Origin of the sequence: Pontivivens marinum, assembly GCF_900231835.1 — a bacterium.
In the GTDB taxonomy this organism is placed as follows: domain Bacteria; phylum Pseudomonadota; class Alphaproteobacteria; order Rhodobacterales; family Rhodobacteraceae; genus Pontivivens; species Pontivivens marinum.
Genome location: NZ_OCTN01000005.1, coordinates 72435 through 95393, shown reverse-complemented (window position 1 = coordinate 95393; position 22959 = coordinate 72435). Strand labels below are relative to the sequence as shown.

Genomic DNA, 22959 nt, shown 5'->3' with positions numbered 1-22959 from the left:
CGTGAGGTCAGAAATCTGCGCGCTTGGTGCTCAACATATCGATCAGCAATTTGATCAGGCCGTGTTTCGGGGCGCTGGCTGGCCATTGGGCGAAAACGGTTGCAGGCGCGACGTGCCAATCGGGGATCGGGTAGCAAATGCGTCCGGCGGCGTGATCCTCAGTCGCCAGAAACCCAGGCACGATTGCCAAGCCGATACCAGCCAACGCCAAGCGGTACAGGCCCTGCGCATCATTGCAGGACAATTGCGTCGTGCTGCGCGGGATGGTTTGCACGGCGTCGCCCCTGTGAAATGTCGCCTGCGCATGGCGCACGGGGGCCAGTTCTAACCACGGCCAATCAGCGATATCTGCGGGCTGCGTCGCCATGGGCCTGTCCGCCATGTAATCCGGCGAGGCGACAACACGGCGATGCACATCGAACAGCTTGCGCGTGTTTGCGGCCCGTGCCGGTGCAATCATCATACGGATTGCCACATCGAACCCGTCATCTATCAACTCACGCCGTTCATCCGAGAAGTCGAGCGTTAGGCGCACGCGCGGATAGGTTCGCAAGAACAGCGCGATCGTGGACATTAGCGGCGATTTTGACAGGACGGAGGGGGCGGTGACGCGCAGCTCCCCGCTGGGTTCGCTCGCGATTGAGGTCAAGTCCAGCAATTCACCCTCAACTGCGTCCAGCATTTTGCGGGTCGCCGCCAGCAAACGCTCACCCTGTGGGGTTAATCGCAGCTTTCGCGTGGTGCGATAGACGAGAGCGACGCCCAGATGTTCCTCAAGCTGGGAAATGTGGTGGCTAACGCCCGAGGGGGACAGGCGCAATTCTGTGGCGGCGCCGCGAAAGGAGCCGTGGTCGATAGCCTTGGCAAAGATGGCCATCTGGCGGAGTTGATCGATCATTATGCAAGAAATCCGAATTTATAAATCTATCAATCCCAGATTATCGCACAATGCGGGGCTGTCTATACCTGCAAGCACGGGCCGAGGGTCGTGCCCGATTACACTCACATCCCTTCGGAGAACCGACATGTTGAACTTCAAAAAAACCGCCGCCGCCCTGTCCATCGCACTGGTCACATCCGCATCTGCCGCGATGGCCGACGATACATCCACCGTGCAAGTTTTCTATGATTTCCTGAGCAATCCAGGCTCCGCCACCCACGCTGACGCCTTCCGCGCGGCCACCACGTCTGATTGGGGCAGCATCGGTGATTATTCGGGTCAGGTTAAATCCAGCGAAGCGTTTATCGGTCAGCTTGGTGGGTTCGCGAACCTGATTCCGGATCTGAACTGGGCGGTAGAGGCGATGCATCAGGACGGAGATACAGTGATCGTGCGCAGCCGCGCAACGGGTACGCCGGTCGCACCGTTCTTTGGTGTCGATGGTGAGGGGCGCAGCTTTGAGATCATGGCCATCGACATTCACGAATTGTCGGATGGGGTGATCGCACGAACCTATCATGTTGAGGATTGGTCAACAGCCCTGCGTCAGCTGTCTGGTCAGTAAGTAAAATCGGCTGAGGGTGTTTTGCGCACCCTCAGCCATGTTTGTCAGTTCTCAGGCGGCACCATCGCCGACGACGCCGCGGGCGATCTGGTCTGCCTCGATGCTCTCAAACAAAGCCTTGAAGTTGCCCTCACCAAATCCGTCATCGCCCTTGCGCTGAATGAACTCAAAGAAGATCGGGCCGATCACGGTTTTCGAAAAGATTTGCAGCAGGATGCGCGTTTCGCCGCCATCAACCACGCCCTCACCATCGATCAGCACACCGTGCTTCATCATTTTCTCGATGGGTTCCTCATGCCCGACAACGCGGTCATGGCTCAGCTTGAAATATGTCGCGGGGGGCGGTGGCATGAAGCGGATGCCGTTATCGTGGATTTGATCGACGGAGGTGTAGATATCCTCGGACGCGACGGCGATGTGCTGAATGCCCTCACCGTTATAACGCTTCAGATACTCGACGATCTGGCCCTTTTCACCGCGATCCTCGTTGATCGGAATGCGGATTTTACCGCAGGGGGATGTCAGCGCGCGGCTGAGAAGGCCGGTGAATTTCCCCTCGATGTCGAAGAAGCGGATCTCGCGGAAATTGAACGTGTCGCAGTAGAATTTGAACCAAGTGTCCATATTCCCCTTCACCACGTTATGGGTCAGGTGGTCGAGGTAGTAGAAGCCGACGCCGACCGGTTTTGGATCACGCTCATCAATCCAGTCGAAATCGGCATCGTAGGGTGAGTTCCCTTCGTCGTAATTGTCGATGAAATATAGCAGCGAGCCGCCAATGCCGATCACGGCGGGGGCGTCGATGCTCTTGCCCGTGCCGGTATATTCGGTGGCGCCGGTGTCGATGGCCCGCTTTAGCGCGACCTGCGCATCGACCACACGCCATGCCATGGCAGGCGCGCACGGGCCGTGATCCTCTACAAATTGCGAGGCGTGGCTATTTGGCTCACGGTTCACGATGTAATTGATATTGCCCTGCCGGTAGAGCGTAATATCCTTGGTCTTGTGCTGCGCAACAGGTGTGTAGCCCATTGAGCGGAAAAGTGTGTCCAGCTTCTCAGGCTCAGCATGTGCGAACTCGACAAATTCGAACCCATCGGTGCCTGCGGGGTTGGTTTCGGAAATCGTGGCTTTTGGTGCGTCGTGTGGAAACGGGCCCATAATCGTGCTCCTGCTGGGATTGTTGAGAGCAGCATATTGCAGGGCATGCGTTGTCGGTGCGCAAAGTGGGTGGTAAACTGCCCATAATGTGCGTCAAAATTATATGAATGGCCTAGTTTGTACGTGGAGTAAGCATGAGTACCCAATTGGACGCGCTGGATCGGGCGCTGTTGACCTGTTTGCAACGAAATTCTCGCCTGACCTCGGCCGAGCTGGCAGAGCAGGTGCATCTTAGCCCTTCGCAATGCGCGCGGCGGAGGCAGCGGTTGGAGGAAGAGGGCTATATTACCGGCTATAATGCCATCGTTGATGCCGCGAAAATCGGCGCGACGGTTGAGGCATTTGTGCAGGTGACAATGGCGGCGCATAGCCGTGAAAACGCGCAGGATTTCATTCGGTTGGCGGAACGCACACCCGCAGTGGTCAGCGTGTGGACCCTGACCGGAGAGGCAGATTACATGCTGCGGGTATTCTGTGCCGATCTGGTGGCGCTGAACGATCTGGTGCAGCAGGTGCTGCTGCCCCACGATGCCGTCGCGCGGGTGCAGAGCCAGATCGTGATGGAGCGGTTAAAGGATAACGCGCCGATTGCAGTTTAACGGCTGTGCAGGGCGATTTCCGACTTTAGGGCGTCCATCTGCTTTGTCAGAAATTCGGTGCTTTTGTCGTCCTTTAGGCGGCCATTATCGTTAAAGGCGGCATTCGCACCGGCAATGGTGACCTCTGGTGCGCTCAGCACACGGGCCTCATGCGGGATCAGGGCGTGGCGCAAAGTGTATTGCGACCGCTCACCACCGGACCGGCCGGCGGCGCTGGACATGATCGCAACGGGCTTACCGATAAAGGGGTTGCCGTCGGGGTGAATGCTCAACCAATCGAGTGCGTTTTTCAGCAGGCCGGGGATCATTTTGTTATATTCGGCGGTGGAGATAATCACCGCATCTGCACCGCGCACCAGATCAGCAAGGCGTTGAACCGATTCGGGGGTTTCCAGATCGGTATTCAGCAGGGGCAGGTTCAAATCCGCGCGGGTATAGATATCAGGTGCAAACAGGCGCGCAGCCTCATCCACCAGAAGTGTGTTTGACGATGCGGCGCGTAGTGAGCCGGAAATACCAACGAGATGTGTCATGATATGCTCTTTCTGATGTATATGGTCTGGCATAGAAATGGGGCTGCCACAGGCAAAGAAAACATAGAGCGTTCATTATATTGCAACGCTCCCGAGGCTAGAGCGCACATGCCGTGGATGCCTTGACTTAACGCCACATGCAACCTGACCATGGTTGCGATCGAAATCAGGGCATCCCGCACGTGCAATTCACAAAACTCAGATTGCTGGGCTTCAAAAGCTTCGTCGATCCGACGGAGTTGCTGATTGCTGACGGGCTGACCGGTGTGGTGGGGCCGAACGGGTGCGGGAAATCGAACCTGCTGGAGGCACTGCGCTGGGTCATGGGCGAGAACCGGCCCACCGCGATGCGCGGTTCGGGGATGGAGGACGTGATCTTTGCCGGTGCGTCGTCGCGGCCTGCCCGAAATTATGCGGAGGTCACTCTAACGCTGGATAATACGCAGCGATTGGCCCCCGCAGGATTTAACGACAGCGACCGGATTGAGATTGTGCGCCGGATTACGCGGGATGCGGGGTCTGCGTTCAAGGTTAATGGCGGGGACAGTCGTGCGCGCGATGTGCAGATGCTGTTTGCGGATGCTTCGACGGGATCGCATTCTCCTGCACTGGTGCGGCAGGGGCAGATATCGGAGCTGATCAATGCGAAGCCCAAGGCAAGGCGGCGTATTCTGGAGGAAGCTGCCGGCATTTCCGGCCTGTACCAGCGCCGACATGAGGCGGAGCTAAAACTGCGCGCCACCGCTTCCAATCTGGAGCGGGTTGAGGACGTGCTGACCCAGCTTGAACAACGGATCGGCGTGTTGGCCCGACAGGTGCGGCAGGCCGCGCGATATCGTGAGATTGCGCATGAGCTGCGGCAGACGGAGGCCTTGCTGTTGTATCGCCGCTGGCGTGAGGCGGATGCTGCCCTGCTGGTGGCTGAGGCAACCCTGACCGAAGCAACAGCCAAGGCCGCCCGTGAGCAGGGTGAGGCGGCACGTTGTGTACAGGTCCGGCAGACCGCCGCCGATGCTTTGCCAGCTTTGCGTGAGGAGGAGGCCATTGCGGGTGCTGTTCTGCAACGTCTGACGGTGGAGCGCGATACGCTGAAGGATCGCGAGCATCGCGCGCGGCGGGCTGTGGAGCGCTTGCAGGCCAATATCGCGCAGTTGCACAAGGATATGGACCGTGAGGGGCAGCTAAACCACGATGCGGGCGAAACTGTCGCGCGGTTACAGGCGGAGCAGGCGACCTTGATCCAGGCCGGTGCCGGGCATGAGGCGTTGAGCGCCAAGGCGCTAAGCGAGGCCACGCAGGCCGAGGCGGAACTAAAGGCGCATGAGGCAACTCTGGACCAGCAGGCGGAGGATGCCGCGCGCCTGTCCGCGCGACATCAAACTGTCGCCCGCCAATTGGACGAGGCGCAGAAACGTCAGGCCCAAGCAATTGCCGCTCGTGACAAGTCCACAGCAGCAACCACGCAAATTACGACAGATTTAGCGGCGCTGCGGACGCGCCTTGCCGATGCGATATCCGCACAACAGGCCGCGCAGCAGCAGGCCACTGTGGCGGAGGAGAACCTGCTGGATGTTGAGAAAACCCGCGCTGCCGCTCAGATCGCGGAGGCCGAGGCGCGCGGTGCAGCCTCCACCGCCGCAGGTGAGGCAAAGGCGCTGGAGGGGGAGGTTACTGCCCTGCGCCGCTTGCTGGCGCGCGATGTCGGGCAGGGTGGGCAGGTGCTGGAACATATCCGTGCGCAACGGGGATATGAGGCCGCGTTGGGGGCGGCTCTTGGCGATGATCTGAAAGCGCCGATTGCGGGTGAGCAGGGCTCAGGTTGGTCGGATTTGCCCCCCTATGCGCAAATCACCGAATTACCCGAGGGCGCCGCGCGTCTGGCCGATTACGTAACTGCACCATCCGTGCTCGCGCGGCGATTGCAGGCGATCGGGGTTGTTGGGGCGTCCGAAGGGAATGCGTTGCAGGGCGCGCTCACCCCCGGCCAACGATTGGTTTCACGTGAGGGGGATTTGTGGCGTTGGGACGGTTACCGCGTGGCTGCGGCTGATGTGCCCTCGACCACGGCATTGCGGTTGCAGCAGAAAAATCGGTTGGAGGAGTTGGAGACGGCGCATGGCACGGCGCAGGAAATCGCGCGTATGACTGGCGTGGCGCATCAACAGGCCAAAAATGCGCTGGAGCAGGCGGCGCAACAGGATAGCGTGGCCCGCGCGGCACGACGTGATGCAGATGCGGCGGCAACCAATGCGACGCGCGTTCTGGGTCGGGTTGAAGCGGATATGTCGATGTTGCAAGCCCGTGTGGAGACTTTGCATCAGGCAGCGGAGCATCGTGCCGAGGATGTAGTGCAGGCTGAGGAGGCGCTGGCAGATGCGCAAGCACAGCATAGTGGATTGGGCGATTTGCAGCAGGTCCGTGCCGCGGTTGAGGTTGTCCGTGACACCGTTGCGGAGGCGCGCTCGACCATGATGGCGGCCCGTTCCCGCGCTGATGCTGTGCGGCGTGAGGGTGAGGCCCGCGTGAAACGCCAGCAGGAATTGACAGTTGAAATCAACGGGTGGAAACAGCGGCTGGAGACGGCTGAAAAGCGGACTGCGGAATTGCACACCCGCGCCGAGGATGCCGAGGCAGAATTGAAATCGGCCAGCAGCCAGCCGGAGCAGATCGCGGCGAAGCGGGCAGAGTTGTCCACTGAGTTTACGAGGGCGGAAACGCGGCGGCGGGCGTCCTCGGATGCGCTGGCCGTGGGGGAGGCGGCGCTGCGCGATGCGGATCAGGCGGAGCGCAAGGCGGAGAAGGCGGCCTCGAACGCGCGTGAGGGGCGCGCGCGGGATGAGGCGCTGCGGGACGCGGCGGCGGCAACTGTGGCGCTGGCCGTGGAGCGGATCGAGGAGGCGCTGAGCGTCTCGCCGCAAAAACTGCTGGAAACGCTGGAGGCTGACCCAGACAAGATGCCTCCGGTTGATATGATTGAGGCTGACATCACGCGGTTGCGCCGACAGCGCGATGCGCTGGGGGCAGTTAACCTGCGGGCGGAGGAGGACAGCCGCGAGGTGCGTGAGGAGCACGATACGCTGGCCACGGAAAAGGCGGACCTGGATGTCGCCTGTGAGAAGCTGCGCATCGGCATCGCCAATCTAAACCGTGAGGGGCGCGAGCGGTTGCTGGCGGCCTTTGACACTGTGAATGAAAATTTCGCGCGGTTGTTTACGCATTTGTTCGGGGGTGGTGAGGCGAATCTTGAGTTGATCGAGAGCGATGACCCGCTGGAGGCCGGGCTGGAGATCATGTGCCAGCCGCCCGGCAAGAAGCTGTCCACTCTGTCCCTGCTATCCGGTGGTGAGCAGACGCTGACGGCGATGAGCCTGATTTTCGCGGTCTTCCTCGCCAACCCCTCGCCCATCTGTGTGCTGGATGAGGTGGACGCGCCCCTGGATGATGCCAATGTCAGCCGGTTCTGTGATCTGCTGGATGAGATGACGCGCACCACGGCCACCCGCTTTTTGATCATCACGCATCATGCCGTCACGATGAGCCGCATGGATCGGCTGTTCGGCGTCACGATGGCGGAGCAGGGGGTCAGTCAATTGGTCAGCGTTGATCTGCGTCGGGCGGAGGAGCTGGTGGGGTGACCTCTGCATCGAGCAGCGGTGCGAGAGCGGCCTCCATTCGGTTGATATCATCATCGCCCCAGGCGCCAAAGGCCTCGATCCATTGTGCGGCGGGGGCGATCGCATCGGGGTTGAGGGCGCACCATTTTTCGCGCCCGCGTTTTTCTGTCGTGACAAGCTGCGCCCGCATCAGAATTTGCAGATGCTTGGATACGGCGGCGAGGGTCAGGTCAAACGGCTCTGCCAAGGTGCCGACGGGCAGGTCGCCATCCAGCAACCGCGTTAGGATCGCCCGCCGCGTCGGGTCGGCAAGGGCGGCGAATGCGGCATCAAGTGTGGCGGAGCGCGATGACATCAGGTGAGTGTGTCCTGTTGCGAATGAATCATCAACCGATTGGTTGAAAATACCATATCGTGCTGGTTCATGGGCTGCGGGGTGGTGCCGGTCTGAATCTAATTCAAGTGCTGATATTTATGTTGTTTATTTACAGTGAGTTAGGCCGATGAATTCGCTGTGTAGGTCTGTTGACTTGGCACTATCGCGTGCCTATGGTCCGCGCAAATCGGTTGAGGAGGCCAGCCGCCAGCTGGAACGATCAGAATGACGGATCGAAACAAGCTGGATGAGTTGGACCGGAGGATCGCAGCAGCGCAAGCTGCGCGGGAGCCCGCACCCGAGGGAGAGAGCAAGTACCAGAAGGCCAACCTAGCGTGGCAGATGGTGATCGAGTTGGTGGCAGGTTTGCTGATCGGCTTGGGGATGGGTTGGAGCCTCGATTGGCTCTTTGGCACGATGCCGATCTTCCTTGCGACCTTTTGTATTCTTGGCTTCATCGCCGGAGTACGCACAATGATGCGCACCGCCAAGCGGGTGCAGGATAAAGCGACGCAAGCGCGTCAGGATTGAGATCCGCCCATACCGGCACAGCCGGAATTCGGGCGATATGAGTGAGGATTGAGACGTGGCAACACCGACCGAAGGCGAACTCTTCGCCATTCACCCGATGGACCAGTTCATTGTGTCGAGCCTCGGCGGCGAGGGTGGCCCTGTCGGTATGGCCGGTATCGGCATGTTCACCAATCAGGTGCTGTGGCTGGCATTGACCGTGGTCGCAATCGCTGCGCTGTTCGTTCTGGGCAGCCGTGGCCGCGCAATGGTTCCAACACGGATCCAGTCCGTTGGTGAGATGATCTACGGTTTTGTTTACAAGATGGTCGAGGATGTTGCCGGTCGTGAGGCGATCCGCTTTTTCCCCTACATCATGACGCTGTTCACGTTCATCCTGTTCGCAAACCTGCTGGCGTTGCTGCCTTACAGCTTCTCCGTCACATCGCATGTTGCTGTGACCGGTGTTTTGGCGATGCTGGTTTTTCTGGGCGTTACGATCCTCGGCTTTGTGCTGAACGGCCCCAAATTTCTTAAGCTGTTTTGGGCAGAGGATGCGCCACTCGCGCTGCGCCCAATTCTGGCAGTTATCGAACTGATTTCCTATTTCGTGCGCCCCGTCAGCCACTCCATTCGTTTGGGTGCAAACCTGATGGCAGGCCACGCAGTTCTTAAAGTGTTCGCCGGTTTTGCCGGTGGCCTCGCAGTGCTGACCTACGGGCCAGGCGCGGCGGTACCTATCCTTGCGATCTCCACGATGTACGGGCTCGAATTGCTCGTCGCTGTGGTGCAGGCGTATGTCTTCACTATCCTGACATGCGTGTATCTCAATGACGCGCTGCATCCGGGCCACTAACGGTTCGTGCAGCTTTCTAATCTAGCCATTCCAACCTAAGGAGCATCATCATGGAAGGCGATATCGCAGCAATGGGCCAGTTCATCGGCGCAGGTCTCGCATGCATCGGCATCGGCGGCGCGGGCGTCGGTGTAGGCAACGTAGCCGGCAGCTTCCTCTCGGGTGCACTTCGCAACCCGGCGGCAGCAGGCGAGCAGACAGCTACGTTCTTCATCGGCATCGCATTCGCAGAAGCACTGGGGATCTTCTCGTTCCTCGTCGCTCTGCTGCTGATGTTCGCTGTCTAATCGACAGTTTGCATTCCACCGCGCGGGGATATCCCTCGCGCGGTGAACCCTCCTTCGGGAGCAAGTTCAGGTTCAGTCGAACCTACACGACCGGCCCATTGGGCTGATGACCCAGATTTTCGGACCTGTCTGCGATCCGCGTAATACCGGGTGCATACAGGCTCAGCCCGTATCGGAGAGCTGTCATGGCGACATCAACCACGGAAGGCGCGGCACACGGCGCAGAAGTCGCACATGAGGCTGGCGGTATTCCGCAGCTGGCGATCGAAACCTTCCCAAGTCAAATTTTCTGGCTGTTCGTGGCGCTGGTCGCCATCTACTTCCTGCTCTCCCGCGTGGCACTGCCACGGATCGGCGCAACGATCGAGGAGCGTCAGGACGCGATCTCTAATGATATCGAACGTGCCGCTGATTACCGCCGTCAGGCAGAGGCAGCCGAGGCAGCTTACGACCAAGCGCTCGCAGATGCCCGTGCCGAGGCTGGCCGCATCGCGGATAAGACCCGCGCTGAAATCCAGGTAGAGATCGACGCCGCCATGACGAAAGCTGATGAGCAGATCAACGCACAATCCGCAGAATCCGAAGCACGTATCGCCACGATCCGCGACGAAGCTGCTGTTGCCGTTCAGGCCGTTGCGAGGGACACTGCGCAGGCACTGGTCGCAGCCCTGGCCCCTGACGTTGCAGACGCATCCGCCATCGACGCGGCCGTTGCTGCACGCACGAACTCGTAAGGAGCGTCTGATATGAGCTTTTTGTATGACACCAATATCGTCGTCGCTATCGCGTTCGTCATCTTCGTTGGCTTCCTGATTTATGCTGGCGTTCCCGGCAAAATCGCAAAGCTGCTCGATGATCGCGCTGACAAGATCAAAGCTGATCTGGCCGAAGCCCGCGCTCTGCGTGAGGAAGCACAGCAAATCCTCGCTTCCTATGAGCGGAAGCAGCAGGAAGTTGAGCAGTTGGCTGCCGAGATCGTAAGTAAGGCAAAAGCCGAAGCGCAGCAAAATGCTGATGCGGCAAAGGCTGATCTGGCTGCCTCGATTGAGCGTCGCATCGCATCCGCGAAGGATCAGATTGCTTCTGCTGAGGCTGGCGCAGTTCGGGAAGTTAAGGATCGTGCTGTTGAGGTGGCTATTGCCGCTGCACAGGATGTGATCACCACGCAGATGGACGCAGCACGGGCAAGCGACCTGATCGATTCCGCTATCGAGCAGGTTGGCGCAAAGCTGCACTAAGCCTTCGCATATTGAAGTTTACGAAACGCCCGGACCTGATGGTTCGGGCGTTTTTGTATCTACAGTCCTAGCGTGCCGTGGCGTGGTATTCTGTATTTGGGCGCATATCGATTGCGCTGCTCATCCGGTTGGACATGTTAAAGAAGCTCGCAATAGCGGCGATGTCCCAGATGTCCGCATCGGTCCAGCCCGCATCGCGCAGAACCTGACGATCGGCTTCCTCAATGCGGTAGGAGGCTTCGGTCATGGAAACGGCGAAATCCAAAGCGGCACGTTGCTTCGTGCTGACAACTGCCACACGGTAATTCATCACCAGCGCTTCGCCGAGTTCAGGCTGACCGCTAAGTTCACGTACTGCGGCACCATGGGCCACAAGGCAGTAGAAGCACCGGTTCACGGCGCTGACGACGACGGCGATCATCTCACGCTCCAGCTTGGTCAGGCCACTCTCACCCAGCATCAGGTCATTATACATTGCGGTGAATGCATCCAGCTTGACGGTGTTGTGGGCATATGAGCGCAGCACGTTGGGCACCATGCCTAGCTTTTCCTCGCAGATGGCAAAGAATTTCGCTGTGCGTTCTGGCAGGGGTTCCTGCTGGCGCAGGTTTAGCGCGGTTGGGTGGTCTGGGTTCATTGGGCTTCCTCCATTTTTCGGTAATGGTAGCCGCCGATATCGGTGAAGCCCATGTTAGAATATAGTGCATGTGCGCCTGTATTTGCCTCTGTCACGATCAGGCTCAGCCATTCCGCATTGTTTTGCGCGGCCCAGTGTCCGCAGGCGGCGACCAGATCACGGGCGAGGCCCTTGCGCCGATGCTCTGTGGCGACTTCCAGCGCGTGCAGCATGGCCACGTTGCCCTTTGCGCCGACATAGATGCAGCCCGCCGGACGATCACCGACGCGCCCAGCGATGTAGGATTTTGGAGCGTTCGCGCGATTCATGATTGCCAGCCGTGCGGGTCCGATGCCGCCAGCTTGCCAGATTTCAAGCATCCGGGCGATTGGACCGTCACCCGCGATCGTGCGGGGGCCAGCGGGCAGTTGGGCGGCCAGATCAGCACTGCGCACGACCATCAGGCGGCAGGCATCCTTGATGCGGTATCCGGCGGCGTCTAGTTGCGCATCCAGATCGCCCTGTGCGCCACGTACACTGATGAGAGGGCCACACCCGCTTAGGTCAGGCGCATCCACCATAGGCGTGGCGCAATTGACCCTGCTGCCCCCGTCACCGCCGATACGCAGCAGCCAATCGCCCTGCTGTTGATAGCGTTCGGGCGGCCATGTTGCGTCGAGCGTGTCGAACAGAGTGGCGGGTGTAGGCAACGTCATGTCGTGTTCCGTCTTTCAGCGCGTGTCATCCCTTGCTATCATAACTCGTCCGCCCGCAAAGGGGGGACGACGTTCTCGGGGCGGGGTGAAACTCCCCACCGGCGGTGATAGCCCGCGAGCGGCCTCTCAGCAGAGAGGTGTCAGCAGATCTGGTGTAATTCCAGAGCCGACGGTCATAGTCCGGATGTGAGAGAACGGGGGCGGTCGCATTATGCGGCATGCTCTCCTATGCCCTGGGTCCGTGTCACTTGGAGCAAAGGAGAATTTCCCATGACACGCCCAAATCGTATCGCCTTTATCCGTGCCCGTTGGCATTCGGAAATCGTTGATCGCGCCCATGTTGGCTTTGTTGAGACACTTGGCGAATTGCGCCCGGATATGAGCGTCGATGTGTTCGACCTGCCCGGTGCGTTCGAGATCCCGCTGCTGGCCCGCCGTCTGGCCCTGTCGGGTCGTTATGCAGCAGTCGTTGGAGCGGCTTTCGTTGTGGATGGTGGTATCTACCGGCATGACTTTGTGTCCAGCGCGGTGATTGACGGCCTGATGCGCGCGCAGATGGATGCGGATGTACCGGTGCTGAGCGTGGTTCTGACCCCTCATCACTTCCACAACTCGGCTGAGCATCAGAGCTTCTTCGAGGCGCATTTCGTGGAAAAGGGCAAAGAGGCCGCACGCGCGGCTGTTGCTGTGCTGAGCGCGGATGCCGCACTAGAGGCGGTTGCCTAATAGATGGGCCGAAGGGGCATTCGTCCCTTCGGCATTTATTCAGCGCAGCAGGCGGGCCTTTTCACGCTGCCAGTCGCGCTTTTTCTCGGTGTCGCGTTTGTCGGCATGGGTTTTACCTTTGGCCAAGCCTAGCAGCAGCTTCGCACGGCCCTTGTCGTTGAAGTACAGCTTGAGCGGAACAATGGTCATCCCCTCACGCCCGACGCCCTGCCACAGTTTGGACAGCTCGCGTTTGTTCACCAACAGCTTGCGCCGCCGCCGTTCCTCATGCGCGAAATGGCGATTCATGGATTGGGCAAAGGGCGCAACATAGGAGTTGATGAGCCACAGCTCACCCTCCTCAACGCTGGCATAGCTTTCAGCGATGTTTGCACCACCAGCGCGCAGGCTTTTGACCTCGGACCCCTCAAGCATAATTCCTGCTTCGAGAGTATCCTCAACGGCATAATTATAGCGCGCCTTGCGGTTTTCCGCGACGGTCTTGTTGTTCGGGTCTGCGTTCTTTTTCTGTGCCATGCTGTTTAGATAGCGCTTCGCTTAGCCATTCAACAGGCCTGCATGCTGCATTGCTGCGCAAACACGTGCTTTCGTATCGTCCGAGCAGGGAACCAAGGGCAGGCGAACCTCCTCGGAACACAAGCCCAGCAGCGACATTGCGTATTTGGCGGGAACGGGGTTCGGTTCCAGAAACGCGGCGCGGAACAGCGGGAACAGGCGGTCGTGAATTTCGCGGGCCGTGATGAAATCACCGGCGAGGCAGGCGACTTGCAGTTCTGCGCACAGCTTTGGCGCGATATTGCCGACTGTGGTGATACAGCCAACGCCGCCATGTGCGTTTACCGCCAGCGATGTTTCGTCATTGCCCGAAACCTGAATGAAATCGGTGCCGCATGTGATGCGCTGATCCGAAATACGGGCCACGTCGCCGGTTGCATCCTTGACGCCGACGATGCGCTCCAGCTTGGCCAGTTCGCCCATGGTTGCAGGTGTCAGATCCACGACCGAACGTGACGGGATGTTGTACAACATGATTGGCAGGGTGCAGGCATCGTGGATCGCGGTGAAATGCGCGATCATGCCCGCTTGGTTCGGCTTGTTATAATACGGTGTAACGATCAACAGACCGTCTGCGCCGACCTCCGCCGCGAATTGCGCGAATCGGATTGCCTCGACCGTGTTGTTGGACCCGGCACCCGCGATGACCGGCACGCGGCCTGCGGTTTGTTCCACGACGATGCGCACGACTTGCTCATGCTCGTCATGCGTCAGGGTTGGGCTTTCCGCTGTGGTGCCAGCGGCGACAAGCCCATGGGAACCCTCAGCAATGTGCCAATCAACGATGGCGCGCAGCGCCTTCTCGTCGATCTTCCCATCGGCAAAGGGTGTGACGAGCGCGGGGATCGAACCTTTGAACATGGGGAAAGCTCCGGAATTATTTGCAATTACGAGCCCTCGCCCGCAAAGCCGTGATTGGAAACACACGCCGCCGGCCCATATGGTCGGACGAACGCAGATGTGTTGGGGGTTCTAGTGGTTTTTACCGTTTTGTCGAGAATGATCCTGCCGGTGGCAGCGATTGCTATATTAAGTGCGGGGCCGGTTGCGGCGCAGGATGCGGCGCGGGCCACGCAATTGGTCGATGCGGCGGGGGAACGTGACTGGGTTCAGGCCGTCACCGCCGCGCAGGGGCTAGGCTCCTCAGAGGCGATGGAGGTCGTGAATTGGAGCCGCCTGCGCGCCGGTGATGCGAACTGGTGGGAATATGTCCGGTTCATGGAAACACGCGGCGACTGGCCCGGTCTGGCACGGATGCGCCGCGCGGGTGAGCCGCGGATTCCTGCGGATGCGACGCCTGCGGATATTCTGACATTCTTTGACGGGGAAAGCCCGCAATCAGGCGGTGGCGTGATCGCGCTGGACCGCGCTTTGCGCGCGACGGGGCGTGCGGCGGAAGCCGACGCGCTGGTCGTGGATGCGTGGCAAAACATGTCGCTGGATACGCTGGGAGAGCAGCAGCTCGCCGCCAGCCACCCCGCATTATTGGCTGCACATCACCAGACGCGGTTGGATACGGCAATCTGGGATGGCCGGTTGAGCGAGGCGGAGCGGATGATTCCCCGTGTCAGCCCCGATTGGCGCGCGCTGGCCATTGCACGTATTGCCCTGCGGCGGAATGCTGATGGCGTGAACGACCTGATTGATGCTGTGCCTGCCGCGCTGCAATCGAATCCCGGCCTTGCCTATGACCGGTTCCGTTGGCGGCGGCAGCGCGGGCTGGATACGGCCATGGACCTGATGCGCGAACGCTCCGGCTCGGCTGAGATGCTGGGCCGCCCTGATCGCTGGGCGCGGTATCGCCGTGACGATGCCCGGCGCGAGATGCGAACCGGCAATGTTTCGGTCGCATACGAACTTGCATCGCGCCACGGCCTGAGCGACGGGTCCGACTATGCGGATCTGGAGTGGCTGGCCGGGTTCCTGCAACTGCGCAAGTTGCGCAACCCGCAGGCCGCAATTGGCCATTTCGAGCGGTTCTCACAGGTGGCAGGCACGCCGATCTCAATTGGTCGGGCGGGATATTGGCTGGGCCGCGCGCATGAGGCCGCAGGCGACCTCTCCGCAGCGCAGAGAGCCTATGAGATCGGCGCGGAGCATCAGGTTAGCTTCTACGGGCAGTTGGCGGCGCAGCGCCTTGGCATTGGTCCTGATGTCAGCCTGTCGCAGGGGCAGGCGGCTGATTGGCGCAGCTCCGCGATTGGCAACGATCCTCGCATTACGGCGGCGAGCGTTCTGTACGCAGGTGGCGATTGGGTGAACGGCGAATTGTTCCTGACACGGATGATGCTGGATCAAGCCGACTCAGCAGCCATGGCCGGTGTTGCGCAATTCGCATTGGATGGTGTGCAGCGTGCCGATAGCGCGGTGCGTTTGTCCAAGCAGGCAGCACGGTCCACCGTGACCCTGCCGCTGACAGCCTATCCGTTGATGGGCCTGCCGCCCCTGCCTGCAAACCTGCCAGCCGAGATGGTCATGGCCCTGTCGCGACAGGAAAGTGAACTGAACCCGCAGGCTGAGAGCCGCGTTGGCGCGCGTGGTCTGATGCAGCTGATGCCCGCCACCGCGCAGGCGGTTAGTCGGCAGTTGGGCCTGTCATATTCGCTGGGTCAGTTGACGGAAAATCCGGCCTATAACATCCAGCTGGGCACGACCTATCTGTCCGAGCAGTTGCAGACCTTTGGCGGCAGCTACATCATGGCAGCGGCAGCCTATAATGCCGGCCCCAGCCGCCCCCGCCAGTGGTCGCAGCGCTACGGTGATCCGCGCCGTATGGATGTGGAGGGCGTTGTCGATTGGATCGAGGGCATCCCCTTTAACGAGACGCGCAACTACGTGATGCGTGTGCTGGAGGGGATGCACGTCTATCGCCAGCGTTTGAACGGATCGCCCGTGCCGATCCGCATTGAGCAGGACATCACCGCAGGGTGATCGCATTACTATCGGTAGGCTGCGCCTAGCGTTTGCGCAGCCTTTCCCGAAATAGCGTGTAAATACCGGCGCTGACGATCAGTGCCGCACCGCCCGCTGTCCACGGGTCCAGCGTTTCGCGGAACACGGCAATCCCTAAGCCAGTTGCGAACACCAGTTGGAAATAGGCGAAGGGCTGCACTGTTCCGGCCTCGGCGGCCTCATAGGTTTTGATCAGCAGCCAATGCCCGCCCGCGCCTGTTACGCACAGCAGCGCCATCCACATCCAGTCGCCGCCACTCATCGGCTCCCAGAAAAATGGGCCAACGCAGGTGATCGCGACGGCACCGGCGATGCCTGTCCAGAAAAAGCTGGTGGCCGCCGTATCATCCCGTGCCGCGCGACGTGTCAGCAGGCCGTATAGCGCGAACATCAATGCGGCGATCAGGGGGACCAATGCCTCTGGCGCGAAAACCCGCAGGCCGGGGCGCAGGATGATCAGCACGCCGACAAAGCCGAAGCCGATGGCGACCCAGCGCCGCCAGCCGACTTTTTCACCCAGCACCGGACCGCTTAGCGCCGCGATCAGCAGGGGGTACATGGCGAATACGGCATGACTCTCGATCAGGCCGAGCAGGGTAAAGGCGAGGATCATCACGCAAATCTCTGCCACCAGCAGCAATCCACGGAAAATCTGCAAGACGGGTTGGGTCGTGCGTGCGGTCGCCCTGATTCCCCCCGGGCCAGAGGCGCTGAGTGCGATGACAAAGGCGGCAAAGAACCAGTACCGCACCATGACAATCATGATGACGTTATATTCCGAGGCCAGATATTGGCTGATCCCATCCTGTGCCGCAAAGACAAAGGTGGTGGCGACCATCAAAGAGATGCCGCGTTTCGCGTCGTTGGATTGCATGGGGATACCTCCGTGACGTAAGTGATGCGGGATGGAACCCATGGTCAACATTAAACCGCCGCCGCTGCTGATCTACCGCCCGCCTGTCGTGCCGGTGGAGGTAGTGCACGTGGACGAACACCTGCTAATCGTGGCGAAGCCTGCGGGGCTTCTCAGCGTGCCGGGGAACGTCTTTACTGACTCGCTGGAACTGCGCCTGCGGCAGGTCTATCCCGAGGCGCTGCTGATTCACCGATTGGATATGGATACGTCGGGCATCATGGTGTTTGCCCGTACCGTGTTGGCGCAGCGGCATTTGAACTGGCAGTTCGAAAAACGAACGCTGCGTAAGCAATATGTTGCGCGGGTCGGCGGGCAGGTGGCAGGGCAGGCGGGCTTTGTCGCGCTGCCGCTATGTCCCGATTGGCCGAACCGCCCGTTGCAAAAGGTGGATTTCGAGCAGGGCAAGCCATGTCTGACCCACTGGAGCGTGCGCGAACGGGGCGAGGATAACACCTTGCTAACGTTGATCCCCAGCACGGGCCGCACCCATCAGTTGCGCGTGCATTGCCGCGCCTTGGGCCACACGATCATGGGCGATCGGTTCTATGCAGGGGCCAAGGCGCCGCGCCTGATGTTGCATGCCGAAACCCTGAGCTTGCGCCACCCCGATGGCGGTGCATGGCATACATTTGAGGTGCCGCCACAGTTCTAATCCGGAACCTTGGGTGTAAACCTGCGTTGATTTGCCGAATTTAAAGAATGGAGTTTTCCATGGCAGATATTATCCGCGTTATTTTATCGGTTCTTTTGCCGCCGCTTGGCGTGTTCTTTCAGGTTGGATTTGGCCTGCAATTCTGGATCAACATTGTGCTGACCTTGCTGGGTTATATTCCGGGCGTGGTGCATGCGATCTGGATCATTGCGCGTAATTAATTTTTAACTGACGCCCAAATGAAAAAGGCCCCGATGGATAACCATCGGGGCCTTTCTATTTTTGGTTCGCAGGGGTCAGCCCTCGGCTTTGATCTCTTCGCCGGTTTCCTGATCTACAACCTTCATGGACAGGCGTACCTTGCCGCGATCATCAAAGCCCATCAGCTTGACTTTCACTTCCTGGCCTTCCTTGAGGATGTCCTTCGGGTGGCCAACACGCTCATTGGACAGCTGCGAAACGTGCACGAGGCCGTCACGCTTGCCGAAGAAGTTCACGAATGCGCCGAAGTCCATCAGCTTAACCACTTTACCGGTGTAGATAGCGCCTGCTTCAGGCTCCGCTACAATGGAGTGGATCAGCATGCGGGCCTTCTCGATTGCTTCGCCATTTGGCGATGCGATCTTGATGACGCCGTCATCGTTGATGTCGACCTTTGCGCCGGACTCTTCAACGATCGAGCGGATGACCTTGCCGCCGGAACCGATAACTTCACGGATCTTGTCGGTAGGGACCTGCATCGTTTCGATGCGGGGTGCGTGGACGGAGAAGTCCTGCGCCGTGGTGATCGCCTTGGACATTTCGCTCAGGATGGTCAAACGACCGGCCTTTGCCTGCTCCAGTGCGGTGCTCATGATGTCAGGCGTGATGCCTGCAATCTTGATATCCATCTGCAACGAGGTGATGCCGTTCTGCGTACCAGCAACCTTGAAGTCCATATCGCCGAGGTGATCCTCGTCGCCCAGAATGTCGGTCAGGATCGCGTAGTCGCCATCGTCTTCCATCACCAGACCCATCGCAACACCGGCTACCGGTGCCTTCAGCGGAACGCCTGCATCCATCATGGACAGCGAGCCACCGCAAACGGATGCCATGGAGGACGAGCCGTTGGACTCGGTGATCTCGGACACAACGCGGATGGTGTATGGGAAGTCGGTCGGCGCAGGCAGAACCGCCTGAAGTGCGCGCCATGCCAGCTTTCCGTGACCGATCTCACGACGGCCAGGGCCCATCATCCGGCCAGCTTCACCAACCGAGTAGGGAGGGAAGTTATAGTGCAGCAGGAAGTTCGAGCGGCTCTCACCGTGCAGCGCATCGATGATCTGCTCGTCGTCGCCTGTGCCCAGTGTGGTCACAACCAGACCCTGCGTTTCACCGCGGGTGAACAGTGCGGAACCGTGGGTGCGAGGCAGGATGCCTGTCTCGGAAACGATCTGACGCACGGTGTCCAGCGCGCGACCGTCGATGCGGTTGCCGTTCTTGACCACGTCGCCGCGCAGAACCGAGGATTCGAGCTTCTTCATGGCGGCGCCGAGGTTGGCGTCCTCCAGCTCTTCTTCGCTCAACTCTGCCTTGATCGCCTCACGCGCAGCGGAGATTGCCGACTGGCGCTGCTGCTTGTCACGGATCGCGAAGGCAGCGCGCATGGACTCTTCGCCCAGACCCTTAACCTTGCCGAACAGCTCGGAATAGTCAGGAGGCGTGAAGTCGAATGGCTCTTTCGCGCAATCCTCAGCCAGATCGATGATCATGTCGATCACGGGCTGCATTGCCTGATGGCCGAAGTTTACAGCGCCCAGCATGACTTCCTCGGACAGCTCGTAAGCCTCCGATTCAACCATCATCACGGCGTCTTTGGTGCCTGCAACGACCAGATCGAGGTTCTGCTCAGGATTTTCACGCAGCTTGTGCATGTCATCCACGGATGGGTTCAACTGGTACTCACCGCCGGAATAGCCAACGCGTGCACAGCCGATCGGGCCCATGAACGGCGCGCCCGACAGGGTCAGCGCAGCCGATGCTGCGATCATCGCAACGACGTCCGGGTCGTTTTCCAGATCGTGGGACAGCACGGTACAGATAACCTGTGTCTCATGCTTGAAGCCGGGAACGAACAGGGGGCGGATCGGACGGTCGATCAGACGCGAGGTCAGCGTCTCTTTTTCCGTTGGACGTGCTTCACGCTTGAAGAAGCCACCAGGGATCTTGCCTGCTGCGTAGTATTTCTCCTGATAGTGAACCGTCAGGGGAAAGAAATCGAAGCCCTTCTTGGGCTGCTTTTCGTACACCACGGCGCACAGCACGCTGGTCTCGCCATAGGTGGCGATCACGGCTGCGTCGGCCTGACGGGCAATTTTGCCAGTCTCGAGGGTCAGCGTATCACCGCCCCACTCGATGGATTTTTTGAATTCCTTGAACATTTATTGTCCTTCTGAGGCGTACCCAGCGTTCCGGGCGCCCCTAAACATACGCGGCCCCATTGCCGCAAACCCCAGTCCTCCTGCGCACGCCGGGGTCGGAGCGTTACGGCGCAGATGCGCGCGTGTGTAGCTGGTTTTTGACGGGTTGGGTAGGGGGTGCGTTTTGCTATGATCGGCTACATTGCTGCCTTATGTGTGTTTGGTAGCGTAGAAGGGATCAAGATGCTTAGTCAGCCAACCGCATCGCCGAAAACCGTGATTGCGGAAATCGTAGCATTGAACCAAAAGTGCGCCGATTTTTGGCACAGTGCGCATGGTTGGGCACCAGACGAGGCAGCGGAATTACTTGCGAGGGCACGACTAGACTGGCAGGTGTCATTATCTGAAACGCTTGAAATGTGGGTTTCGGATGATTGCCATCCTTTGGATTCTGGGCGCCTCATTCTGGCTTGGGTAAACCTTGGTGCTCTGGTGGAGGGGACTCTCAAGCTTCTCTTCTGCGTCTACTACTGCGAGTACGCGGAAAATACAGAGGCTCTTAAGTATGCAGGGGCGATGGATCGAAAAAGGGGAGTACCGGAAGAGCCTGATGGAATTAATTTTGATAAATTAAGGAAGTTTCTTCTTAAGATAAAATTGTTTGCGGATGAGGCGAATGCGGTCGATCTGTTTGTCACAATGGTCCAACACAGGCGAAATGCCATACACGCGTTCAAAGATCGTGATTTGGGAACGATAGATGATTTCAAAGTCGCCGTTGCTGATTATCTATGGGTGCTAAAACGCTTAGAGGCTCGATTGCCTTACCCCGAGCATGCGAAAAGCTAATATTCTAACAAAAAAGACCGCCCCGATGGGACGGCCTCTCTAATCTCAACCAATAGCAAATGCCTTAGCGGCGGATGCCCAGGCGCTTGATCAGGTCCTGATACTTTGCCTCATCGCCCTTGCGGACATAGTCCAGCAATTTGCGGCGCAGGGCCACCATCTTCAGAAGGCCACGACGCGAGTGGTTGTCCTTCTTGTGGGTTTTGAAGTGCTCGGTCAGCGTGGAAATACGGCTGGTCAGGATTGCGATCTGCACTTCGGAGGAGCCGGTATCGCCCTCTTTAACGCCATAATCCTTGATCAGTTGTGCTTTCAGCTCTGGTGTAATCGACATCGTGTCTTCCTTTCGGTTCGTATTGAGAAGCCCCGCGCCCCACGGCCAATGCCGGGATGTCGTCCAGCATGGTCGGGAATCAGCGAAGGGGTCGCAGCGGTCGTCCCGTTGCAACGCGCGTCGTATTGCACAGTTTAGCCCGCAGGGGAAGGGCGTGCGCGCCGCAGCCCGATCAGGTTGCTGATGACCAGCGCGCTAACCACAATCGTACCACCCAGAACGGCGCGCGGGCCGGGGTCCTCACCCACGATCCACCACACGAGGATTGGTGCCAGCGCCGTTTCCAGCAGCATAATCAGGCTAACCTCGGTCGAGGGGATATAGCGCGGCGCGGTGGAGATCAGCGCAAAACTAAGTGGAGCAATGATTGCTCCCATCACAAAGAGCAGCCCCATATCGCCGTGCAACGGCATCGCTGCGCCGCCCATCACAATGCCAAACAGTACCGGGATAAAGGCCGACCCCGCCAGCGCAGGCACCATGCTGCGCCCCGGCGAAAACCGCGCGAGGGTAAAGCCGCTGGCCATGGTAAAGCTGCCAGCCAATGCCGCCAGATCGCCGGTCCAATGGGCGATGCCACCCTCGTCCTTGCCGGTGACCAGAATGCCGATACCGATCATTGCCGCGGCGATGGTCAGGCCCGTGCGCAGGCCAATCCGCTCCCCCATCAACAGCCATGAAATCAACGCGGCCCATAGCGGCATTGCGGCCAGAATGAACAACGTGTTGGCGACGGTGGTCCACGCAATAGCGAGGTTAAAGCAGATCGCCGCCACACCCATTGCCAGCATGAAGCCTAGGCCGGGCAGGCCCAATGCACGGATATCGCCGGGCAGTTTACGCCCGCGCAGTAGGATCAGGGCAATCCACAGCACGACGCCCTGGAACCCGGCGCGCCAGATCATCAGCGTCCACAAATCGGTACTGATCAGGCGAAACAGCACAGTGTCGGGCATCAGAACCATGATCCCGATAAGGGCCATGGCAAGCCCGCGATGCCGTTCAGTCATACCACCCATGGGCGCGGTCCTTGTGCATATGCGACGTAGAGAGGGTGGCGGGGATGGCCGTCGCGGGTCAATCCCAGCACGTGTAAGGCATTGCCCGAGGAACGCAGCATGTCCGTGACCGTTTTTGCGCGGTCCATATGCGTGCCATGAACACCCCAGCCGCACAGTGTCATATCGGCCCATGCGGTGGCCATGTGCAGCACCAGATCATTGTCGGGACCAATCGGCGCTGGGTGCGATTTCATATCGCGGGGATCGGTGGCGCGCACGGCGAACAGGTTTGTTATACGGAACGCCCCGAATCCACCGGCACGTGCGCGACGCTCGCACCGCTCGATCGTTGGATCATTGCGTAATTCGTCGGCGGTGGAGGGGTTGAGCATCACGATGTTCAGTTTTGGCCCCGTTCCCCAACTGCGGGTCAGGGCGTAGCGATATGTTTCGCTCGGGTCGTAGATCGCCTGGGATTGGCGATCGTCCGCAATATGGGTGCGGACGATCCAGTCGGGGTTTCCGGTCATACATTTGCGCATGGCGCCCGTATTCACGGAAAGT

Annotated in this window: 26 protein-coding genes and 1 riboswitch; of the genes, 13 read left to right on the top strand and 13 right to left on the bottom strand. The window is 59.5% G+C overall.

What is annotated here, in order from left to right; translation table 11 throughout:
• Positions 1 to 7 precede the first annotated feature (7 nt).
• Positions 8 to 898 carry a LysR family transcriptional regulator gene (locus tag CR254_RS12590; RefSeq protein WP_097930515.1) on the bottom strand — a complete coding sequence of 297 codons (891 nt, stop codon included), beginning with the start codon at positions 896 to 898 and terminating at the stop codon, positions 8 to 10.
• Between the two features lie 127 nt (positions 899 to 1025).
• On the opposite strand from CR254_RS12590, the gene CR254_RS12585 reads away from it, so the two are divergent.
• Positions 1026 to 1505, top strand: coding sequence for an ester cyclase (locus tag CR254_RS12585; protein WP_097930513.1), 480 nt, complete (start codon positions 1026 to 1028; stop codon positions 1503 to 1505).
• A gap of 51 nt (positions 1506 to 1556) precedes the next feature.
• On the opposite strand, the gene hppD is transcribed toward CR254_RS12585, so the two are convergent.
• A complete protein-coding gene (hppD, locus tag CR254_RS12580) occupies positions 1557 to 2666 on the bottom strand; it encodes a 4-hydroxyphenylpyruvate dioxygenase (protein WP_097930511.1) in 1110 nt (369 codons plus the stop codon).
• 134 nt (positions 2667 to 2800) lie between these two features.
• Here hppD and CR254_RS12575 point away from each other — a divergent pair, with 134 nt between their 5' ends.
• Positions 2801 to 3265: an Lrp/AsnC family transcriptional regulator gene (locus CR254_RS12575; protein ID WP_097930509.1), complete on the top strand. Its 465-nt coding sequence runs from the start codon at positions 2801 to 2803 to the stop codon at positions 3263 to 3265.
• Here CR254_RS12575 and CR254_RS12570 read toward each other — a convergent pair.
• Positions 3262 to 3798 (bottom strand): NADPH-dependent FMN reductase, encoded by a 537-nt coding sequence (locus CR254_RS12570; RefSeq protein ID WP_097930508.1) that lies wholly within the window; start codon positions 3796 to 3798, stop codon positions 3262 to 3264. The two genes, CR254_RS12575 and CR254_RS12570, sit on opposite strands and share 4 nt — an antisense overlap.
• Before the next feature lie 182 nt (positions 3799 to 3980).
• Here CR254_RS12570 and smc point away from each other — a divergent pair, with 182 nt between their 5' ends.
• Positions 3981 to 7433, top strand: coding sequence for a chromosome segregation protein SMC (smc, locus tag CR254_RS12565; RefSeq protein WP_097930814.1), 3453 nt, complete (start codon positions 3981 to 3983; stop codon positions 7431 to 7433).
• Here smc and CR254_RS12560 read toward each other — a convergent pair.
• A complete protein-coding gene (locus tag CR254_RS12560) occupies positions 7393 to 7767 on the bottom strand; it encodes an ArsR/SmtB family transcription factor (protein WP_097930506.1) in 375 nt (124 codons plus the stop codon). The two genes, smc and CR254_RS12560, sit on opposite strands and share 41 nt — an antisense overlap.
• 246 nt (positions 7768 to 8013) lie before the next feature.
• Between CR254_RS12560 and CR254_RS12555 the strand changes: the two genes are divergently transcribed.
• The 5 genes from CR254_RS12555 to CR254_RS12535 all read left to right on the top strand — a co-directional run bounded on the left by CR254_RS12555 (position 8014) and on the right by CR254_RS12535 (position 10679).
• Positions 8014 to 8319 (top strand): AtpZ/AtpI family protein, encoded by a 306-nt coding sequence (locus CR254_RS12555; RefSeq protein ID WP_097930504.1) that lies wholly within the window; start codon positions 8014 to 8016, stop codon positions 8317 to 8319.
• Between the two features lie 55 nt (positions 8320 to 8374).
• Positions 8375 to 9154 (top strand): F0F1 ATP synthase subunit A, encoded by a 780-nt coding sequence (locus CR254_RS12550; RefSeq protein WP_508619139.1) that lies wholly within the window; start codon positions 8375 to 8377, stop codon positions 9152 to 9154.
• Positions 9155 to 9204: 50 nt separating this feature from the next.
• Positions 9205 to 9441 (top strand): F0F1 ATP synthase subunit C, encoded by a 237-nt coding sequence (locus CR254_RS12545; protein ID WP_097930502.1) that lies wholly within the window; start codon positions 9205 to 9207, stop codon positions 9439 to 9441.
• A gap of 185 nt (positions 9442 to 9626) precedes the next feature.
• Positions 9627 to 10175 carry a F0F1 ATP synthase subunit B' gene (locus CR254_RS12540; protein WP_097930500.1) on the top strand — a complete coding sequence of 183 codons (549 nt, stop codon included), beginning with the start codon at positions 9627 to 9629 and terminating at the stop codon, positions 10173 to 10175.
• Positions 10176 to 10187: 12 nt separating this feature from the next.
• Positions 10188 to 10679: a F0F1 ATP synthase subunit B family protein gene (locus tag CR254_RS12535; protein ID WP_097930498.1), complete on the top strand. Its 492-nt coding sequence runs from the start codon at positions 10188 to 10190 to the stop codon at positions 10677 to 10679.
• A gap of 67 nt (positions 10680 to 10746) precedes the next feature.
• Here the strand turns inward: CR254_RS12535 and CR254_RS12530 are convergent, their stop codons facing one another.
• On the bottom strand, positions 10747 to 11316 hold the full coding sequence (locus tag CR254_RS12530; protein WP_097930496.1) for a peroxidase-related enzyme: 570 nt from the start codon (positions 11314 to 11316) through the stop codon (positions 10747 to 10749).
• Positions 11313 to 12011 carry a GNAT family N-acetyltransferase gene (locus tag CR254_RS12525; protein WP_245851618.1) on the bottom strand — a complete coding sequence of 233 codons (699 nt, stop codon included), beginning with the start codon at positions 12009 to 12011 and terminating at the stop codon, positions 11313 to 11315. Before CR254_RS12525 ends, CR254_RS12530 begins: the two co-directional genes overlap by 4 nt.
• A 67-nt stretch (positions 12012 to 12078) precedes the next feature.
• Positions 12079 to 12211: riboswitch (FMN riboswitch) on the top strand.
• A gap of 70 nt (positions 12212 to 12281) precedes the next feature.
• Here CR254_RS12525 and CR254_RS12520 point away from each other — a divergent pair.
• A complete protein-coding gene (locus tag CR254_RS12520) occupies positions 12282 to 12737 on the top strand; it encodes a 6,7-dimethyl-8-ribityllumazine synthase (protein WP_097930494.1) in 456 nt (151 codons plus the stop codon).
• Between the two features lie 39 nt (positions 12738 to 12776).
• Here CR254_RS12520 and smpB read toward each other — a convergent pair whose 3' ends face one another.
• Together smpB and dapA are read right to left on the bottom strand one after the other, a co-directional pair.
• Positions 12777 to 13253, bottom strand: coding sequence for an SsrA-binding protein SmpB (smpB, locus tag CR254_RS12515; protein WP_097930492.1), 477 nt, complete (start codon positions 13251 to 13253; stop codon positions 12777 to 12779).
• Positions 13254 to 13274: 21 nt separating this feature from the next.
• Positions 13275 to 14153: a 4-hydroxy-tetrahydrodipicolinate synthase gene (gene dapA / locus CR254_RS12510; RefSeq protein WP_097930491.1), complete on the bottom strand. Its 879-nt coding sequence runs from the start codon at positions 14151 to 14153 to the stop codon at positions 13275 to 13277.
• Positions 14154 to 14303: 150 nt separating this feature from the next.
• On the opposite strand from dapA, the gene CR254_RS12505 reads away from it, so the two are divergent.
• Positions 14304 to 16223: a transglycosylase SLT domain-containing protein gene (locus CR254_RS12505; protein WP_219618009.1), complete on the top strand. Its 1920-nt coding sequence runs from the start codon at positions 14304 to 14306 to the stop codon at positions 16221 to 16223.
• 25 nt (positions 16224 to 16248) lie between these two features.
• Here the strand turns inward: CR254_RS12505 and CR254_RS12500 are convergent, their stop codons facing one another.
• Positions 16249 to 17118, bottom strand: a complete 870-nt coding sequence (locus CR254_RS12500; protein ID WP_097930487.1) for a DMT family transporter — start codon at positions 17116 to 17118, stop codon at positions 16249 to 16251.
• Between the two features lie 40 nt (positions 17119 to 17158).
• Between CR254_RS12500 and CR254_RS12495 the strand changes: the two genes are divergently transcribed.
• Positions 17159 to 17812: a pseudouridine synthase gene (locus CR254_RS12495; RefSeq protein ID WP_180955986.1), complete on the top strand. Its 654-nt coding sequence runs from the start codon at positions 17159 to 17161 to the stop codon at positions 17810 to 17812.
• 59 nt (positions 17813 to 17871) lie between these two features.
• Entirely contained in the window at positions 17872 to 18033 is a 162-nt protein-coding gene (locus CR254_RS12490; protein ID WP_097930485.1) for a YqaE/Pmp3 family membrane protein, read from the top strand.
• Between the two features lie 75 nt (positions 18034 to 18108).
• Here the strand turns inward: CR254_RS12490 and pnp are convergent, their stop codons facing one another.
• Complete coding sequence (gene pnp, locus CR254_RS12485) at positions 18109 to 20232, bottom strand: polyribonucleotide nucleotidyltransferase (protein ID WP_097930483.1); 2124 nt, start codon at positions 20230 to 20232, stop codon at positions 18109 to 18111.
• Positions 20233 to 20400: 168 nt separating this feature from the next.
• Between pnp and CR254_RS12480 the strand changes: the two genes are divergently transcribed.
• Complete coding sequence (locus CR254_RS12480; RefSeq protein WP_097930481.1) at positions 20401 to 21060, top strand: hypothetical protein; 660 nt, start codon at positions 20401 to 20403, stop codon at positions 21058 to 21060.
• Positions 21061 to 21124: 64 nt separating this feature from the next.
• Here the strand turns inward: CR254_RS12480 and rpsO are convergent, their stop codons facing one another.
• The 3 genes from rpsO to CR254_RS12465 form a co-directional block, all read right to left on the bottom strand.
• The gene (gene rpsO, locus CR254_RS12475; RefSeq protein WP_097930479.1) at positions 21125 to 21394 is read right to left on the bottom strand and encodes a 30S ribosomal protein S15; all 270 of its coding nucleotides are present in this window, start codon (positions 21392 to 21394) and stop codon (positions 21125 to 21127) included.
• 134 nt (positions 21395 to 21528) lie between these two features.
• Positions 21529 to 22413: a DMT family transporter gene (locus tag CR254_RS12470; RefSeq protein ID WP_097930477.1), complete on the bottom strand. Its 885-nt coding sequence runs from the start codon at positions 22411 to 22413 to the stop codon at positions 21529 to 21531.
• Positions 22401 to 22925 carry a DUF1643 domain-containing protein gene (locus CR254_RS12465; protein ID WP_097930806.1) on the bottom strand — a complete coding sequence of 175 codons (525 nt, stop codon included), beginning with the start codon at positions 22923 to 22925 and terminating at the stop codon, positions 22401 to 22403. Before CR254_RS12465 ends, CR254_RS12470 begins: the two co-directional genes overlap by 13 nt.
• Positions 22926 to 22959: the final 34 nt, after the last annotated feature.

Excerpts from the sequence above, each read along its gene's own strand:
- CR254_RS12520 (WP_097930494.1), top strand. The coding sequence starts at position 12,282 with ATGACACGCCCAAATCGTATCGCCTTTATCCGTGCCCGTTGGCATTCG.
- CR254_RS12480 (WP_097930481.1), top strand. The coding sequence starts at position 20,401 with ATGATCGGCTACATTGCTGCCTTATGTGTGTTTGGTAGCGTAGAAGGG.
- CR254_RS12560 (WP_097930506.1), bottom strand. The coding sequence starts at position 7,767 with ATGTCATCGCGCTCCGCCACACTTGATGCCGCATTCGCCGCCCTTGCC.
- CR254_RS12570 (WP_097930508.1), bottom strand. The coding sequence starts at position 3,798 with ATGACACATCTCGTTGGTATTTCCGGCTCACTACGCGCCGCATCGTCA.
- CR254_RS12540 (WP_097930500.1), top strand. The coding sequence starts at position 9,627 with ATGGCGACATCAACCACGGAAGGCGCGGCACACGGCGCAGAAGTCGCA.
- CR254_RS12590 (WP_097930515.1), bottom strand. The coding sequence starts at position 898 with ATGATCGATCAACTCCGCCAGATGGCCATCTTTGCCAAGGCTATCGAC.
- CR254_RS12575 (WP_097930509.1), top strand. The coding sequence starts at position 2,801 with ATGAGTACCCAATTGGACGCGCTGGATCGGGCGCTGTTGACCTGTTTG.
- CR254_RS12465 (WP_097930806.1), bottom strand. The coding sequence starts at position 22,925 with ATGACCGGAAACCCCGACTGGATCGTCCGCACCCATATTGCGGACGAT.
- rpsO (WP_097930479.1), bottom strand. The coding sequence starts at position 21,394 with ATGTCGATTACACCAGAGCTGAAAGCACAACTGATCAAGGATTATGGC.
- CR254_RS12585 (WP_097930513.1), top strand. The coding sequence starts at position 1,026 with ATGTTGAACTTCAAAAAAACCGCCGCCGCCCTGTCCATCGCACTGGTC.
- pnp (WP_097930483.1), bottom strand. The coding sequence starts at position 20,232 with ATGTTCAAGGAATTCAAAAAATCCATCGAGTGGGGCGGTGATACGCTG.
- CR254_RS12495 (WP_180955986.1), top strand. The coding sequence starts at position 17,159 with ATGGTCAACATTAAACCGCCGCCGCTGCTGATCTACCGCCCGCCTGTC.
- CR254_RS12535 (WP_097930498.1), top strand. The coding sequence starts at position 10,188 with ATGAGCTTTTTGTATGACACCAATATCGTCGTCGCTATCGCGTTCGTC.
- CR254_RS12555 (WP_097930504.1), top strand. The coding sequence starts at position 8,014 with ATGACGGATCGAAACAAGCTGGATGAGTTGGACCGGAGGATCGCAGCA.
- CR254_RS12525 (WP_245851618.1), bottom strand. The coding sequence starts at position 12,011 with ATGACGTTGCCTACACCCGCCACTCTGTTCGACACGCTCGACGCAACA.
- CR254_RS12530 (WP_097930496.1), bottom strand. The coding sequence starts at position 11,316 with ATGAACCCAGACCACCCAACCGCGCTAAACCTGCGCCAGCAGGAACCC.
- smpB (WP_097930492.1), bottom strand. The coding sequence starts at position 13,253 with ATGGCACAGAAAAAGAACGCAGACCCGAACAACAAGACCGTCGCGGAA.
- CR254_RS12500 (WP_097930487.1), bottom strand. The coding sequence starts at position 17,118 with ATGCAATCCAACGACGCGAAACGCGGCATCTCTTTGATGGTCGCCACC.
- CR254_RS12545 (WP_097930502.1), top strand. The coding sequence starts at position 9,205 with ATGGAAGGCGATATCGCAGCAATGGGCCAGTTCATCGGCGCAGGTCTC.
- CR254_RS12470 (WP_097930477.1), bottom strand. The coding sequence starts at position 22,413 with ATGGGTGGTATGACTGAACGGCATCGCGGGCTTGCCATGGCCCTTATC.
- CR254_RS12490 (WP_097930485.1), top strand. The coding sequence starts at position 17,872 with ATGGCAGATATTATCCGCGTTATTTTATCGGTTCTTTTGCCGCCGCTT.
- hppD (WP_097930511.1), bottom strand. The coding sequence starts at position 2,666 with ATGGGCCCGTTTCCACACGACGCACCAAAAGCCACGATTTCCGAAACC.
- dapA (WP_097930491.1), bottom strand. The coding sequence starts at position 14,153 with ATGTTCAAAGGTTCGATCCCCGCGCTCGTCACACCCTTTGCCGATGGG.